Annotated in this window: 15 protein-coding genes; 12 read left to right on the top strand and 3 right to left on the bottom strand. The window is 57.3% G+C overall.

The window, feature by feature from the left end:
* Positions 1–128 precede the first annotated feature (128 nt).
* The 5 genes from DC3_RS09805 to DC3_RS09790 all read left to right on the top strand — a co-directional run bounded on the left by DC3_RS09805 (position 129) and on the right by DC3_RS09790 (position 3,153).
* Positions 129–533 carry a hypothetical protein gene (locus DC3_RS09805; RefSeq protein WP_146884180.1) on the top strand — a complete coding sequence of 135 codons (405 nt, stop codon included), beginning with the start codon at positions 129–131 and terminating at the stop codon, positions 531–533.
* A gap of 1 nt (position 534) precedes the next feature.
* Positions 535–1,257, top strand: a complete 723-nt coding sequence (locus tag DC3_RS09800; RefSeq protein ID WP_146884179.1) for a hypothetical protein — start codon at positions 535–537, stop codon at positions 1,255–1,257.
* 101 nt (positions 1,258–1,358) lie between these two features.
* On the top strand, positions 1,359–1,631 hold the full coding sequence (locus DC3_RS29085; protein WP_186815941.1) for a hypothetical protein: 273 nt from the start codon (positions 1,359–1,361) through the stop codon (positions 1,629–1,631).
* Positions 1,615–2,538: a GGDEF domain-containing protein gene (locus tag DC3_RS09795; protein WP_186815940.1), complete on the top strand. Its 924-nt coding sequence runs from the start codon at positions 1,615–1,617 to the stop codon at positions 2,536–2,538. Before DC3_RS29085 ends, DC3_RS09795 begins: the two co-directional genes overlap by 17 nt.
* A 111-nt stretch (positions 2,539–2,649) precedes the next feature.
* On the top strand, positions 2,650–3,153 hold the full coding sequence (locus tag DC3_RS09790; protein WP_146884177.1) for a hypothetical protein: 504 nt from the start codon (positions 2,650–2,652) through the stop codon (positions 3,151–3,153).
* Between the two features lie 202 nt (positions 3,154–3,355).
* Here DC3_RS09790 and DC3_RS09785 read toward each other — a convergent pair whose 3' ends face one another.
* A complete protein-coding gene (locus tag DC3_RS09785; protein WP_146884176.1) occupies positions 3,356–3,607 on the bottom strand; it encodes a hypothetical protein in 252 nt (83 codons plus the stop codon).
* A 106-nt stretch (positions 3,608–3,713) separates the two neighbouring features.
* Here DC3_RS09785 and DC3_RS09780 point away from each other — a divergent pair, with 106 nt between their 5' ends.
* The 7 genes from DC3_RS09780 (at position 3,714) to DC3_RS09755 (ending at position 12,374) form a co-directional block, all read left to right on the top strand.
* A complete protein-coding gene (locus DC3_RS09780) occupies positions 3,714–4,088 on the top strand; it encodes a hypothetical protein (protein ID WP_146884175.1) in 375 nt (124 codons plus the stop codon).
* A 56-nt stretch (positions 4,089–4,144) separates the two neighbouring features.
* Positions 4,145–4,462 (top strand): hypothetical protein, encoded by a 318-nt coding sequence (locus DC3_RS09775; protein ID WP_146884174.1) that lies wholly within the window; start codon positions 4,145–4,147, stop codon positions 4,460–4,462.
* A 99-nt stretch (positions 4,463–4,561) separates the two neighbouring features.
* Complete coding sequence (locus DC3_RS29955; protein ID WP_281292509.1) at positions 4,562–4,684, top strand: hypothetical protein; 123 nt, start codon at positions 4,562–4,564, stop codon at positions 4,682–4,684.
* A 228-nt stretch (positions 4,685–4,912) separates the two neighbouring features.
* Positions 4,913–5,179 carry a hypothetical protein gene (locus tag DC3_RS09770; protein ID WP_146884173.1) on the top strand — a complete coding sequence of 89 codons (267 nt, stop codon included), beginning with the start codon at positions 4,913–4,915 and terminating at the stop codon, positions 5,177–5,179.
* A 248-nt stretch (positions 5,180–5,427) separates the two neighbouring features.
* Positions 5,428–6,219, top strand: a complete 792-nt coding sequence (locus tag DC3_RS09765) for an HAD hydrolase family protein (protein WP_186815939.1) — start codon at positions 5,428–5,430, stop codon at positions 6,217–6,219.
* Positions 6,220–6,335: 116 nt separating this feature from the next.
* On the top strand, positions 6,336–8,942 hold the full coding sequence (locus DC3_RS09760) for a family 10 glycosylhydrolase (protein ID WP_146884171.1): 2,607 nt from the start codon (positions 6,336–6,338) through the stop codon (positions 8,940–8,942).
* A 51-nt stretch (positions 8,943–8,993) separates the two neighbouring features.
* Positions 8,994–12,374: an ATP-binding protein gene (locus tag DC3_RS09755; RefSeq protein WP_186815938.1), complete on the top strand. Its 3,381-nt coding sequence runs from the start codon at positions 8,994–8,996 to the stop codon at positions 12,372–12,374.
* Here the strand turns inward: DC3_RS09755 and DC3_RS09750 are convergent.
* Both DC3_RS09750 and DC3_RS09745 read right to left on the bottom strand, forming a co-directional pair.
* The gene (locus DC3_RS09750; protein ID WP_146884169.1) at positions 12,348–13,088 is read right to left on the bottom strand and encodes an alpha/beta fold hydrolase; all 741 of its coding nucleotides are present in this window, start codon (positions 13,086–13,088) and stop codon (positions 12,348–12,350) included. The two genes, DC3_RS09755 and DC3_RS09750, sit on opposite strands and share 27 nt — an antisense overlap.
* Before the next feature lie 40 nt (positions 13,089–13,128).
* The gene (locus DC3_RS09745; protein ID WP_146884168.1) at positions 13,129–14,202 is read right to left on the bottom strand and encodes a diguanylate cyclase domain-containing protein; all 1,074 of its coding nucleotides are present in this window, start codon (positions 14,200–14,202) and stop codon (positions 13,129–13,131) included.
* Positions 14,203–14,371: the final 169 nt, after the last annotated feature.

Raw genomic sequence — 14,371 nt, 5'->3', positions numbered from 1 at the left:
GTCGGAAAAGGAACTGGTGTCACAATATCTGTCCGCAAAACAGCGGAATAATTGGACAGTGGCCTCTGGAAGGCCTTGGGAACAGCAAGTATCCCCCTCAGAGGATCAGGGGATTTGAAAGGACCACCATGACCAAACTTGAAGTCGGAAGTTACGTCGCCAGCATGAAAGCCGCCCCTGCCCAGGTCCGGGACCGGGAACTTTTTTTAGAGCGGGTCAGGCTGCGAGACGAAGTTCCCACGGTGGCCGATCTGGAACTGGTCGGACTGGGAGGCAGTTGCGGTAAACCTGCCTTCATGCTGCCTTATGTGCTGCGCTGGAACGAGAAAAACACCCTTGCTCTGGAACAGATTGCCCGTGACTTCAACTGCTTTGTTGAATACGGAGCTTACCCACACCTGAAACTGCTGGATGGAGGCCAGGAAGTGGCCGCCGTGCAGGACTGGAGCATGGTCACACTGGTTTTCATGCGGCCCGGTTATGATCTGGGGGTGGAACTCCTCACCCGACTCAGAGACGACCTGAAGGACTGAAATGCAAAAGAACCTCTCCATCTGGATGGGCACCCTGGCCCTGCTTGTGGCCTGCAACCATCAACCCCCGATCAGCATCCCCCCGGAGGGGCAGGTGTTTGCCAGCAGTGACACCGGGCTCTACACCCTGGAGCTGCCCACAGGAAAAAGCCACCTGATCGGGAATTACACCACCGGGCCCATGCTTGACATTGCCCTCATCACGGCACAGCAGGACCCGAATGCCACAGAACCCGTGCTTTATGGGGTCACGGAGAGCGGCCTGTACCAGATTGACCAGACCACCGCCCAGACCGAGCAGCTGAAACTTGAGGGTTTCGTGCCGGTCAACAGCCTCACTGCAACCCTGAGTGGTGAACTTGTGGGTGCAAAAGGCCAGGACCTCTACATCATCGATCTGGACACCCGCGTCATGAAGAAACTGGGAAGCATTCCCACCCAGAAATGGGTCAGTGGAGACCTTGTCCAGTGGAATTCCAGTCTGTATGTGACGCTGGGGGCTGTTGATGCTCCAGACACCCTGGCTTCCATGACCCGCAGCAACGGTCAGGTTGAGCTGAATGAACTGGGCAGCACAGGCTTCCGGGAAATTTTTGGCCTGACCGAATTCAAAGGCATCCTGTACGGCATCACCTCCAGACGGGAACTGCTCCAACTGAACCCCAAAACAGGAGCAGGCAAAAAACTGGCTGTCCTGACTTTCGGTGGCTACGGGTTGCAGTGAACCTCCGCTGGCGGTCCAGCCACAGTGTGAGAGAAGGGTTTGAAAGGTCTGAACAGGTTTTGTTCAGAATCCTGACAGGCCCTATCATTAATGTGGTAAATATGACACGTCAGCAACATGGTTACCTCAATGGATGCCCGGTCACCGGGCAGGTGGAGCAAGTTCAGGTGGCAGGGAAAGTCACACTGCAGGGAAGGGTTCACCTGATCCATCCCCACCATGTTGACCTGCTGCAGGACACTGCCGAATGGACCTACACCGGAACCTGCCGGGATCTGGACGGCGGTTTCCTGTACGTCAGTGAACCGGTGCACCTGTCCATTCTGTCCAGGCCTGAAGAATCTGGAGGCTGGTTCCTTGAACGCTGCGGCTGAACAGACAGCTGTGAAACCTGCAAAATCCAGAGGCCTCAGGCCGTCCTGGCTGCTGTTTTTTCTGGCAGGCCTGGTTTTGTGGGCACTTCATCTGGCGTTTCTGCCGTTGCTGTACACCCAGTTCGGCACAGAATCGGTGCTTCTGGCCTTCGTGGTGGTGGCTTTGCTGGCCTGGTCAGGTGGAAGGAGCGCAGGCATCCTGTTTGCACTGATCGGTCATGGGATCACGGTGTGGGTGCTGTCTTCCCGCCTGGGCGTCCCACTGAAGTACGCACTGCAAATCCCCACCCTGCTGGTTGGTCTGCTGGTGGCGGTGCTGGCAGGGCATCTGCGCAACCTGCAACGGACCCTCACCCGGCAGACCCGGGAACTGCAGGGCCTGCAGGCAGAAGTGCAAAAACACAGGGAATCGCTGGAACGACAGGCGAGGGTGGACCCCCTGACCGGGATTTACAACAGGCAGCATTTCTGTGAAGTGTTTTATGTGGAGTACATGCGGGCTGTGCGTTACGGGGAGAAACTCAGTGTGGCCCTGCTGGATGTGGACCACTTCAGGAGCCTCAATGACCAGCACTCGCATGTTGCAGGAGACCAGGTGTTGCAGGACATTGCCCACATCCTGCAATCCAGCGTTCGGGAGATGGACGTGGTGGCCCGCTATGGTGGAGGAGGATTTGTGCTGCTGCTCCCCTGCACCCCCCCAGAGGCCGCACTGCAACTCTGCAACCGGCTGCTGTCCCAGGTGTCCGGGCACATGTGGGCCCACATCGATCCACGCATGCAGGTGACCCTCAGCGGAGGTTTGTGCAGTGACCTGACGCTGGGCAGTCCAGAAGCGATGCTGGGAAAATCAGAGGAACTCCTGCAGCAGGCCAAGCAGGACGGGCGCAACCAGATCAAGAAGTAGAGTGTCTGCTGGGATCAAAGCGAACATTGGAATTTCAGAGGGAGAACCCAGAAAGAACTGGAAGGTACAGGTGTTCATCCATGTTCTGCTCCACCGATTAAACTGGTCAAGATGAACTTCTTTCGCCACGTGATGCGCCCGGTCCTTCTGGTTTCCATGCTTTCTTCTGGTGCACATGCACAGTATCCAGCGGTGTCCTCTTCCAACTTGAAGTTTTTCAACAAGATCTGTGATCCCACTGTCATGGTGATGCCAGAGCCTTATGTCCACGACGAGGCCCGTGAGAAGACCATCAAAACTTACATCCGATCTGCGCTCAATAAGGCCAAAATACCGATCATCGAGGAGGGAAAGTGTTCGGACAATGACCTGAGACTGTATGCAACCATCATGCTGATGGATGTCAAGGTTCTGGGAAAAGATGGGGTCAGGTATTTCGTGTATCTTTCTGCAGCCCCAATGAAGTACAAAGGTCTGGATGAGCCTTTGATTTTTCAGCATGGCAGGGAAGAGATCGCGGTCAACACATCTTTTGCATTTAAAGAGGCAGAGCTCTTTTTGAAGGGGACCACGGACATGATTTTCATACCCGTGTGGAAAGACCTGCATCGCTGAGGTTCAGAAGGCATTTTGTCTGTGGATGAGCATTGAAAAACTGTCCAGACAATTCATCCGGCCCCTGGATTCTGGAGGCAAGTGCAAACCATGACCCTGGTCAGATTGAAGGCTCAAATGAAAATCAAACTCTGGACTGGACGCAAAGAACTGCTCAGCAGGAGATCGATGTGCTGAGCAGTTCTGGATTCACTCCATCGGTTCAGGCCAGGGGTTCAACTTTAAAGTGCTGCTGGATCACCGACAAAAAAGACTGGGCCTCTTCGGGGGTGCCACTGAACTGGAGTTCGAAGGTGAGGACTTTTCGGGTGGTGAACCAGCCTGAGCGGGTCAGGTCACGGATGTTCACCTGATGTCCGGTCAGCACTTCGATCCAGGAAGAAAGGGCATCGACCGTCCAGCGTGAGGTGCCCGAGCGGGACATGATCTTGAATTTGTGCACAATTTGCCCCATATGGGATCAGTGTGCCACACCTGAGTTGAAACTGAAAGCGCTGCGTTTTCTGAATTGTTGTGTGTCGCCCAGACCGATACAACCATGAAGAAAATAAAGAGACATTTTGCTCACCCACACGTATGTTGTTCCTGTGCCTTATGACCTGCTGCCAGACCGGGAACTCAATGCGCTGTGCTGCAAGCGTCTGGGATGGCAATGGAAACCTCACCTGTGGGAATTTGGCTCAAACTGGCAATACCACGCGTGGTTCAAAGGTGAGACCCTGATGGGCCTTCCAAACTTTCTGCTTGAAGATCCCCTCTCAGTGCAGCTTCAACGCTTTCTGGAAGAGCAGGAACTGGAAAAACGTTATGCCGAGATCCTCTTCGAACTGGTCCAGGGAAGCACACTGTCACCAGAGAAAGCCTGGTACAGGCTTGCCCATGCCACCCCTCGACAGCGGATTGAGGCCTTCTTGAAGGTCACTGAAGCAGAATAGGGCAGCTGTTGGAAAATCAACAAAATGAAGGCCTGCTCTGGATTTAAGATGAAGCCATGGAAGTCACCTCCCGAACCACAGACCAACTCGGAAAGTACCTCCAGCAGGTGGTGGCCTTCACCGATCCAGGCCTGATGGTGCGCAGTGAGATGGATGTCGCATCCAGCATCGTTCTGACGGTTCTTCGTGAGGTGCCTGCCCGGGGGGTCTCGCTGGTCCTCACCCAGGGGTTCTTGCAGCACAACCAGGACGCCCAGGTGTTGCAGGTGATCCGCGACTGCGTGTTTTACTGGCAATCGGTAGGGCTCCCCATGCTTCAAGAGGAGCATTTCCACAGGGAATACATCACTGTGGAAAGCCACGGAAGCAGCTGAAGAAATCGCCCACAGCATCAAAAGCTCGGAACGTGGGAAACCCTTCAGAGTGAAGCGCACCGATGCAGGTACACTGCTTTTGTAGGAGGTCATGTTCTGATGACAAAGGTGCTGTGGTCCCTTCTGGTGCTGGCAGGACTGGTAGGTGCAGTGGTGCTCAGCCAGATGTGCTCGGTGCGGGGACGTGAATCCAGTGTGCGCTGGACCCGATTGTTTTACTGAAACCCCTGCAAGCCTGGCCTCAGAGGACTGCTCTGGGGCCTTTTCTGTCTGATCAAGTGGGATGTTGATCTGGAATTCCGGAATGGGCAACCCCACCATTCCGTTGTAGAATAAAAAAATCCAGATCAATCCGATCTGGACAGATCCCACAACCCGTGGTTCGGAGATGCCTGTTTTTCGTGCGCTGGAAACATCCAGCTTTCATTGCATCCTGAGGGGGCACCTTGCATGAAACCCCACACCCGCACCCACAAGAGCACCTTGCAGGACCTGAAACTGCAGCGTGCCCTGCTGACGGGTTACCTCAACAAACTGCAGGAACTTTCTCCTGAAGAATACCAGAGGCACCTTCAGCAGGATGGTGAATCTCTGGAAATGCTGCAAACCGAAGTGCTGCTGCTTGAGGCAGCCATGGACGCCCTTTCCCAGCTTGAAGACTTTCAGCAGGGCAGGGGTCTGGTGTTCAAAGCGTGGGAAAAAGGAGAGTTGTTTTAGACTGGCCCTGCAATCTCTGGAGCTCTGGATTTTCAGAGCTCCAAAAACTGGCCTGCATTCTGACCTGAACTTGACAGAAGAGGCTCACAATGTCGGTGAGCAGCAGGTCGCAGACCCACGTGACCTGCAATCCTTTCCTTTTCCGGGTGACACAGGTGCGTCGAACCCGGATTTTTTGTGGCAGGTCTGGACCCAGATGTCTGTGTCACCACCACGAGAGGTGCAAGAGGCCCACTATATTGGGCAGTATGCCTCTTCTTGCATTTGACCTTGATGGAACCCTGATCGACGAATCCACCAAAACCCATGCCCCCCAGCTTGCAGAACAACTGAAGACCCTCAGGCAGCAAGAATGCAAGATCGCACTGATCACGGGTCGTTTTGTGCTGCCTCCACAGATTCTGGACCTTGTTCAGCCTGATGCCTGGGCTCTGGGAAACGGCAACCGCATTTTTGTGGCTGACAGATGCGTGTCCCGGCATTTTCTCTCAGAAATTGAAGTGCAGACCGCGCTGGATTTGCTGGGGGATTTGAAACTCACCGTGGTGGGATCTGCCATCACAGACCGTCCTGTGAATTTTGTTTTCGATTGTGATGACCCGAGATGGGACCCGGGGCGGCCAGGAGGGCACATCCTCCCCCTTACGGACATGGCAGACCATGACGTTTTGCATGTGATGTTCATGGGTGAGGATGCGCCAATCATGCGGGAACGCCTGCTCTCAGCCCTGCCAGACCTCAATGTCACCGGAGGGATTCCTCCTTACACCGATTGTGTGAACCTGTATGCACGTCAGGCGAAAAAACACCTGACCTTGCAGACCATCGCAGAATTGCTGCAGGTGTCGATGGATGAAACCATTGCATTTGGGGACAGTGACAACGACCTGGAAATGCTGCAGGCCGCAGGTCACGCCGTTCAGGTGGGAGACATGCCTTACCTGAATGGCATCTGCCAGGATCAGGTGAGCTGTCCGCTGGTTGGCCTGCCAGAGTGGCTGGACCGTTTTGTTGCACAGGGTTTCCAGCTCAAGAGATGACGAAACACGCAATTCTCTTGCAGCTCTGGATTTTTGAAGCTCCAAAAACCTGAGCTGTGTACAGTCCATGGATTCACACAAAAAGGCTGAACCTGCCCCCCTATAATGGCTTCATCGTGAAAAACCACAAGGTCCGCATCTCCCTGATCCCCCTGGGACTGTTGCTGCTCACAGCACCTGCATTTGCCCAGGATGCCACCCCGGGTGCTGGCATTGACCCTTCTCAGATTGTGCTGGAAATTGAAACCCTGGACCCTCCGGTGGAACGGCAGAGGATTGGGTTCGTCAATGAAGCCGTGATGGAAGATTTCGCCCACAACACCTCCAATTACCTTGCGCTGTTTTCACGGGTGTTCGGGGACTCGGTGACCATTCCCCGATTTGCCGTTGGAGCACAGGTCAATGCCGCTGGACAGGTGACAGGTGTGGTGAACCCCTCCAGTGAAGGGCAGGTTCCGGTGTGGGAGAAGGAGCCCACGCCACTGCCCATTCCAGATGGGGGTTACGTGGTGCTGGCTTTTGACACCAGCTACCAGAAACACAACTTCAAGAAATTCGTGGCAACCCGCATGAAACCCGGAGCCCGGGTGCACCTGCTGGCCGATCAACAGGAGGTCACGGTGCAGCGTGTTGCAGGAAACACCGTCAGGCCCATCTTGCAATTGAAAGGAGCGCAGGTCTTCAGCACCACCGATCAAGAGGTGGTGCTGGGGGGCAGAATCTATCCTTACCTGCCAGATCAGCCGATGCCCATCACCTTCCAGGGTCAGCCTGTGGAAGTGCAGGGGGACGGATCTTTCACGGTGCAGGCCAGCCTGAAACCCGGACTGAATGAACTGGGCTTCACCCTGCTCAGGGCCGGACAGAAAATCGAACGCAGCCAGTTGATCCGGCAGGTGAAGCCCGCCCCACAGGTCTCCCAGCCTGTCTTCATGTGGATGGAGCAGTACACCAGCATGCGTCTGCGCAGCAGGGAAGACATCTACCAGTACCTGGTGAAAGCCAAGAACAGCGGCATCACCCACATTGCGCTGGACGTGAAAGGCTACGAGGGTTTTGTCAGCTACCTGAAAAACGACCTGACCGGGAGGCCCCACGTCAGCAGCATGGTGTCTGCTGCCCGCCAGGGGGCAAACCCCAACCTGGATTTGCTGGCTGAATTTGTGCGTGGGGCGCACCTGCTGGGCCTCAAACTGTACGCCGCCATCAACACCTTCGGGGAGGGCAGCATGCAGGAAAGTGCCCTGATCCAGCAGCATCCGACCTGGGAAGAGCAGGTGTACCGCCCGGAGGACGGAGGCCAGATCCTCCCGGTCCGGCAGAGCAAAGGTCCCGGCAGGGTGGTGCTGTTCGTGAACCCGGTGCACCATCAGGTGCGGGACATGCAGCTGAAAACCATCGAGGAAATCCTCAAAAATTACGATGTGGACGGTCTGATTCTGGACCGCACGAGGTTTGATGGGGGCTTTGCAGATTTCTCCACCTACACCCGTGAGGCGTTCGATGGGCACCTGAAGCCTCTTGGGAAGGCGGTGTCCCGCTGGCCGGACGATGTGTACCGCTGGGTGCAGCAACCGGATGGCAGTTTTGCCCGCCAGGAAGGTCCCCTTTACAACGACTGGTGGACGTTCCGTGCAGGGGTGATTGGCAGCTTTGTCAAAGAAGTTCGCACTGTGGTGGACCGTTACAAGGCAAAGGGCCGGGACCTGCAACTGGGCCAGTACGTCGGTCCTTCCTACGACAACCTGTATGAGGTGGGCATCAACTGGGCCAGCCCGGAATTCCAGTACGATCCGCGCCTCTCACTGGTCAACGGGCGGATCTACACCCCCGAGTACAGCCAGACCGGTTACCTTCCAGCTCTGGATTTCGTGATGCTGGGGACCTACCAGAACGATCCTTTCAGTGTCCTGCAGGACCTCACCATTGCCGGGATCGTCTCAAAGGACCACAAACCCCTGCTTGGCGGGGTGGGCCTCGAAAACCTCTCCGACCCTGACCTTCTGCGTGAACTGCTGCAACTGCACCGCACCTACAGCAGTGGCATCCTGCTTTTTGAGTACAGCACCGCCAACCTGGACACCATCCGGGCAGGTCTCGCAGACCAGCAGTACACCCGGCAAAGCTGGATTTCGGTGAGCACCCCCTCTGGTGTCCCGTTGACCCTGGACGGGGTGAACGTGCCAAGAGGAACGGGGCAACTGGTGCTTTACACCCAGGCTTACGGGGCAAGCACCTCCACCACAAAGTTCGGGGTCGAGGTCACTGTGGATGCACAGGGCCGGGTGGTTTCAGGCAAGAACCTGCAGCAGGCCAGGGACTGGAATTTCGCGAGCCCGCAGGACAACGACAGCCTGATTCCCCGGGGAGGCTTTGTGCTCTCTGCACTGGACGCTTCTGGAAGCCGCAGCAAACGGCAGGGACTGGCAAAGGCGTTTCAGGTGGGAGACCCGGTGCGGGCTGTGCGCATGCAGCTTGAAGGGGTGAAACACCGCAGCACCGTGGATGCCAGACACGTGGTGCTGCAAGGTGAGGTGGAACGGCTCGGCCCCGGTGAGAACATGGAGTTGCGCATCAATGGTCAGCAGGCTGTCTTGCGCAACGGCAAATTTGTGCAGCGCGTCATGCTTGCAGATGGCCTCAACCTGATTCAGGTGCAGGTGCGGGTGGATGGACAGGTGACGCTGGAGCAGACGCTGGAGGTCACCCGCCTGAAAAAATAACAGCCCCCTCCATCACAGGATTGCTGACCCATGTTCCGTACAATCAGGAGCATGCCAGAACACAGCTCCAACCCCGCCGGATGGCACCTTTCTGTGCTGGGGGGTGCATCCCTGCAAGGGGCAGACACCCACCACCGCCTGGAACGCCGGACGGCTGCAGTGCTGGCCTACCTTGCCCTGGAAGGGGAAACGCCCAAATACCGACTGGCAGGCCTGCTGTGGCCGGACTCCAGCGAGGAGACTGCCAGGGGCAACATGCGGCAACTGTTGCGGCGCTTGAGGGTGCTCACGGGAACGGACCTGATCGAAGGGGTGGGGCAGATCCGCCTGAAACCAGAGGTCACCTCGGATGTGGGCACCTTGCGTGAAGTGTTCCACCAGGGAAATGCAGAGGCCGTGTTGCAGTATGAAGGGGAACTTCTTGAAGGGGAAGATTACGACGACACCCCGGATTTTGCAGAATGGCTGACCGGGGCCAGGGAAACCCTGCGCGATTTGCACCTGCGTGCCCTCAGAAAGCAGACGGCTTTGCTGGAAAAGCAGGGCAACTGGGCATCGGCCCTGGAGTACGCCTGGCAGGTGGTGCACACCGAGCCTTTAAGTGAAGAAGGGTACCGCACCGTGATGCGGCTGCAGTACCTGCTCGGAGACAGAGGGGCTGCAGTGGCGACCTTTGAACGCTGCCAGACGCTTCTCGGGGAGCTCTTGAACACCAGCCCTCTGCCTGACACCCTGAAGCTGCTGGCGGAAATCCAGCAGGGCAGCCTTCAGGTGCCTGTGGAAAAGCCTGCTGCCCCAGACATTCCGCTTTCGGTGCTGCGTCCGCCTGCCCTGATTGGGCGTGAAGAACAGTGGGGGTTGCTGGAAGCAGCCTGGAAAAACAGAAAGGTGATTTTTGTGCGCGGTGAAGCAGGGGCGGGCAAAACCCGACTGGCCCTGGATTTCGCCCACAGCAAAGGGGAGGTGCTGCTGCTGGAAGTCCGCCCCGGGGACCGTGAGGTGCCTTACGCCACCCTGGCCCGCCTGATCCGCAAGCTGATCCAGCATCGATCCGAGCCAAACACCCTGTTGCACCCCTGGATGGCGCAGGAACTCTCGCGGGTGGTGCCTGAACTTGGAAAGGAGGTCCAGCCCTCCATCCGTTCGGACCTGGAACGCCTGAGGTTCCTTGATGGCCTGCTGCAGGGAACCCTCGCTTTGCTGCAGAGCAGCATTCTGGTGCTTGATGACCTGCAGTGCGCAGACCGGGCCACCCTGGAGTTTCTGGGTCACCTGCTTTCCAGTGGACAGCTCCTCACACCGTTGTTCGTCACCTTCCGCACAGATGAAGCCTCAGCTGCTTTGCTGCACCTTCTCAAAAGGGCACAGGAAACAGACGATGCAGGGATCATTGATGTGAATGCCCTGACCGAAAGCCAGGTGACCAGACTGCTGGATTCGCTGAACCTTGCTGGGTTTCCACAGGCTTCTGTTCGCAGGATCACCCGCTACACAGGCGGAGTCCCACTCTTCGTGGTGGAAACCGTCCGGCACCTGCTGGAAACCGGGCTGCAAGACGAGACTCTGCCTGCAAAACTGCTGTCGGGTCGGGCCAGCAGGATCATCGAAAAGCGCCTGGAACGCCTCGATGCCCCCACCCTCAGGGTGGCCCAGGCTGCAGCCATCTGGGAGGAGGACATCACCCTGGAACAGCTCTCGGATGTGCTGCAGCAGCCGCTGCTGGACGTGCTGGACGCCTGGGAAAAACTTCATGCTGCACAGTTTGTGCAGGGGCACCGTTTCAGCCATGACCTGCTGAGGGAAGCGGTGCTCTCCGGGCTCCCCGAGGCCATCAGCACATGGCTTCACCGTCGGGCTGCTCTGGTGGTGGGAGCAGAGCAGCCCCTCAGACAGGCCAGACACTGGCTGCAGGCTGGAGAAAAAGAACGTGCTGCCCCTCTGTTTGTGCAGGCTGCCAGGGAAGCTGCCCGATTTCTGCAATTTCAGGATGCAGCAAAGCTGTACCAGCAGGGGGCACGTTGTCATGAAGACAGTGGGAAACGGGAAGAGGCCTTTGAAGGGCACGCGGCGGTCTTTGAGCGATTGTGGCTGCATGATCTGGGAAGCCTGCTGGACACGGGCGTGGAAGCCCTGCAAAGGCTGGCCCACACAGGCCTTCAGCAGGCGCGGGCTGCAGCTGCGGCTTCCATCACCCAGCTGGTTTTGTACCGCAACTTTGCAGGGGCAGAAGAGGCTGCCCTGTGCGGCCTCCATGGCCTGAAGTCCACAGGTGGGGAGCACCCTGTTGTGCGTGCAGAGCTGCTGCGTCTGCTGATTGAGGCCCGCACCCACCAGAAGCATCCAGAAAGCACCCTGGAAGCCATGCAGCAGGCACAGCCCCTGCTCGAAAGCCTGCCTGCTGAAAGTCAGGCCGCCCTGCACATGTCCATCGGAGCGGCGTACTTGCTGCTCTGGCAGGATGAACGCTCCCTCGAGCACCTTGGGAAGGCCTCACAGCTGTTTGAGCAACAGGGCGATGGGTACGGAGCTTCTTATGCCCGCCTGATTGCTGCCCACATGCTGGAAGCAGCCGGGAAGCAGACACAGGCAGAACAGGTCCGCCAGCAGGTGGACGCCCGCCTCAGCCAGACCGAGAAACGGGGTTCGGTGCAGTATTTCAATCTGGTGAAACTGGGCATCAACCTGACAGGGCAGCACCGTTACCGTGAGGCGTTGCAGCATCTGGAACAGGCCCGGGTGCTGCTCCCGGAGGTGGGTCGGCCTGCTGGCCTGCTGGAACGAGCACTTGCAGACCTGTACTGCGCGCTTGGTGCATGGGAGCTCAGCGAAAAGGCTGCCCTTGCTGCTCTGCAGGACCCTGAGCCCCTTGATGAAGGCTGGGGCCTGGCGTGGATTCGGCTTGGGCAGGTGCTGGGCATGAAAGGTGAGCCGCAGGAGGCCCAGGTTGCTTTCAGGGAAGCTGGAAATTTTCTGGGCCGTGTGCCCCTTCCTGAAGGTCAGGCCAGATTTCTTCTGTTGCAGGCCGAGAAGGCCGCACCTGCTCAAAGCCTGGAGCTCACAAACCGTGTGTTGAACCTGCCCCGCCTGTCACAGGGCCTGCAAATGCGGGCGCTGACCCTGCAGGCACAGGCCCACCTGAGACTCGGGGAACACGACACTGCGCGGCAGCTTTCTGCCCGTGTGATGGAACCTGAAGCTCCTGATCTTTTCGAAGATCCCCTGCTTCCTTTGATGGTGCAGCACCAGATTCAGGTGACTGCTGGCAAGGCTGACTGTGATGTTCTGCAACGCATGAGGGACTGGCTGCAAAACTGGGTGCCCCTGCATGTTCCAGAAGAGCATCAGCAGGATTATTTCAACAAACCTGCTGTGCGGGCAGCTCTGGAGGTTTTGGAGACCACCAGATCAGGCATCGTCTGGAAAGGGAACTGAAAATTCTCCTGACTGCTCAGGACGCATGATGTTGTGCAGATGCTGGAGCACCTTTCTGGAAGGAGCTTCTGGATCGGGTTGCCACAGGTTGTGACCGGACCCCTCCATCTTTTCCACCAGAAGCCTGTCCACATGTTGATGGTATTTCTGCAGGTGCACTGGAGCAATTCGGCTGTCTTCCTGCGTTCCATGCAGCAGCAGCACTGGAAATGGAAGCCCCTGAAGGTCCTTCCAGAATTCCTGCTGGGTGATGTCCTGCTGGAGACCCTCGATGGTGCGGATGTCCATTGTGGGCAGGGCAGCCTGGACTTCTGAAACCCAGGACAGAGGACGTTCTCTGGACTCTGCAGGATAATCCATCAGGACCAGCATCTTCAGCAGATCAGAATGTGCTCTGGAAAACAGGATGGCAACAGGCACAGAGAAGGAATAGGCCACCAGACAGAACTTTTGAAGGGCCATCGTTTCGACGACCTCCAGCAGGTCTTTTTTCAGCTCATGAATCCCCAGCCCTTCCCGAAAAGCACTCTGACCATGACCCCGGTAACTGAAAGCGATGGCCTGATGCGGCCTGTACCTCAACAGTTCATTCCGGGCCGTTTCTGCTGTCCAGCAGATGCCTCCAAGAAAAACCACCGGAATCAGGTCTGAGGATGGGGTCGAGAGCACATGAATTCCAGCTGGCGTGAAAAATTCGTTGAGTTGAGAAGGCATGTTCTCACTCTGCCACAACAGCAATGGTGCTGCGTGGGACTTACTCCAGGCTGGGAAGGGCCTGCTGCGGGTCCAGGCAACAGCACATCTGGTTGCGTCCCTGCTGCTTGGCCTGATACAGGAAGTGGTCTGCCTGCTGCAGGGTGTCCTCAACGGCCCTGTCCTGCTGAAGCATGCACCATCCACCACTCACGGTGAGCTGTCCCACCGCTTCAAAAGCATGCGCAGCCACCTGTGAGCGGATGCGCTCTGCAATCCGGGCCGATCCAGCAGGGGTCACAGCGCGGAGGACCACCAGAAATTCCTCTCCGCCGATCCGGTACACCCGGTCCCTGTTGCGGGTGCAGCTTTGCAGCAGGGCAGTGAATTCCTGCAGCACCCGGTCTCCGGTCTGGTGCCCATGCCGGTCGTTGACCTGCTTGAAATGGTCGAGGTCCAGCAGCAGCAGGGAATCTCCTGGATTGAGGCCAGGCATGTCCATTTCGAACTGCCTGCGGTTGTAAATGCCCGTCAGGGGGTCGGTCTGGGCTTCGGTTCGCAGGTGGTGGGTGGCCTTCAGGTACAGGATGCGGCTGCGAATCACCATCATGGCAATGGCAAAGCCCAGCATGTTGAAAAGCACACTCGGCAGCATCACCAGCAGCAACTCTGCCCGTCTGGGCGAGAAAGCCCACGGCAGGTGGTACGCAAACAGGGAAAGGGCGCAGGCCCTCAGGTAAGGTTTCACATCCTGTGTGATGCTTTTGTGAACCCCCAGGAGGGTCAGCATGAAGAGGGTGTAACCCGTCAGAAAGAGTTGTGGAGGCAGGTCCTGCAGCACCGTCAGGCGGACCATCAGCAGAGGCAGGCTGGAGAGCAGTCCATACAGTGGTCCATAGCGCAACACAATCAGCAAAATGGGGACCAGTTTGAGATCGAGAATGATGGTCTCCTGGAATTTCAGGCCGTGCATCAGCAGCAGGACTGCACACAGGGCGGCCATCAGGGAACGGGCCACCTTGAGCCGCCAGTCGTCTTCCACCACTTTCCAGCGGGTGTAGGTGAGGCTGATCAGGTATGACAGGGCCACCACCATGCACAGGTTGATGAAGAGGGTGTCGATGGGTCCGGTCATGGTGCTCCCTTGAGATGGCTTCAAGCCTGGATTTCATCTTAACTTCAGGTGTATTTCAGTTTTCTAAAAGTGTGTTTCTTCATGAAACCTTTATTCAGGCTTCAGCTTTGACCGGGTTGGCAGAAGCCAGATTTGGTGTGTTGCGGTAAAGTCCGCGTACAGCACCCAG

The sequence above is a fragment of the Deinococcus cellulosilyticus NBRC 106333 = KACC 11606 genome, assembly GCF_007990775.1.
Taxonomy (GTDB): Bacteria; Deinococcota; Deinococci; order Deinococcales; family Deinococcaceae; genus Deinococcus_C; species Deinococcus_C cellulosilyticus.
The sequence above is the reverse complement of the archived record's forward strand: the minus strand, read 5'-3'. Positions and strand labels throughout refer to the sequence as shown.

Coding starts and splice junctions, on each gene's coding strand:
- DC3_RS09805 (WP_146884180.1), top strand. CDS start 129: ATGACCAAACTTGAAGTCGGAAGTTACGTCGCCAGCATGAAAGCCGCC.
- DC3_RS09800 (WP_146884179.1), top strand. CDS start 535: ATGCAAAAGAACCTCTCCATCTGGATGGGCACCCTGGCCCTGCTTGTG.
- DC3_RS29085 (WP_186815941.1), top strand. CDS start 1,359: ATGACACGTCAGCAACATGGTTACCTCAATGGATGCCCGGTCACCGGG.
- DC3_RS09790 (WP_146884177.1), top strand. CDS start 2,650: ATGAACTTCTTTCGCCACGTGATGCGCCCGGTCCTTCTGGTTTCCATG.
- DC3_RS09785 (WP_146884176.1), bottom strand. CDS start 3,607: ATGGGGCAAATTGTGCACAAATTCAAGATCATGTCCCGCTCGGGCACC.
- DC3_RS09775 (WP_146884174.1), top strand. CDS start 4,145: ATGGAAGTCACCTCCCGAACCACAGACCAACTCGGAAAGTACCTCCAG.
- DC3_RS29955 (WP_281292509.1), top strand. CDS start 4,562: ATGACAAAGGTGCTGTGGTCCCTTCTGGTGCTGGCAGGACTGGTAGGT.
- DC3_RS09770 (WP_146884173.1), top strand. CDS start 4,913: ATGAAACCCCACACCCGCACCCACAAGAGCACCTTGCAGGACCTGAAA.
- DC3_RS09765 (WP_186815939.1), top strand. CDS start 5,428: ATGCCTCTTCTTGCATTTGACCTTGATGGAACCCTGATCGACGAATCC.
- DC3_RS09755 (WP_186815938.1), top strand. CDS start 8,994: ATGCCAGAACACAGCTCCAACCCCGCCGGATGGCACCTTTCTGTGCTG.
- DC3_RS09750 (WP_146884169.1), bottom strand. CDS start 13,088: ATGCCTTCTCAACTCAACGAATTTTTCACGCCAGCTGGAATTCATGTG.
- DC3_RS09745 (WP_146884168.1), bottom strand. CDS start 14,202: ATGACCGGACCCATCGACACCCTCTTCATCAACCTGTGCATGGTGGTG.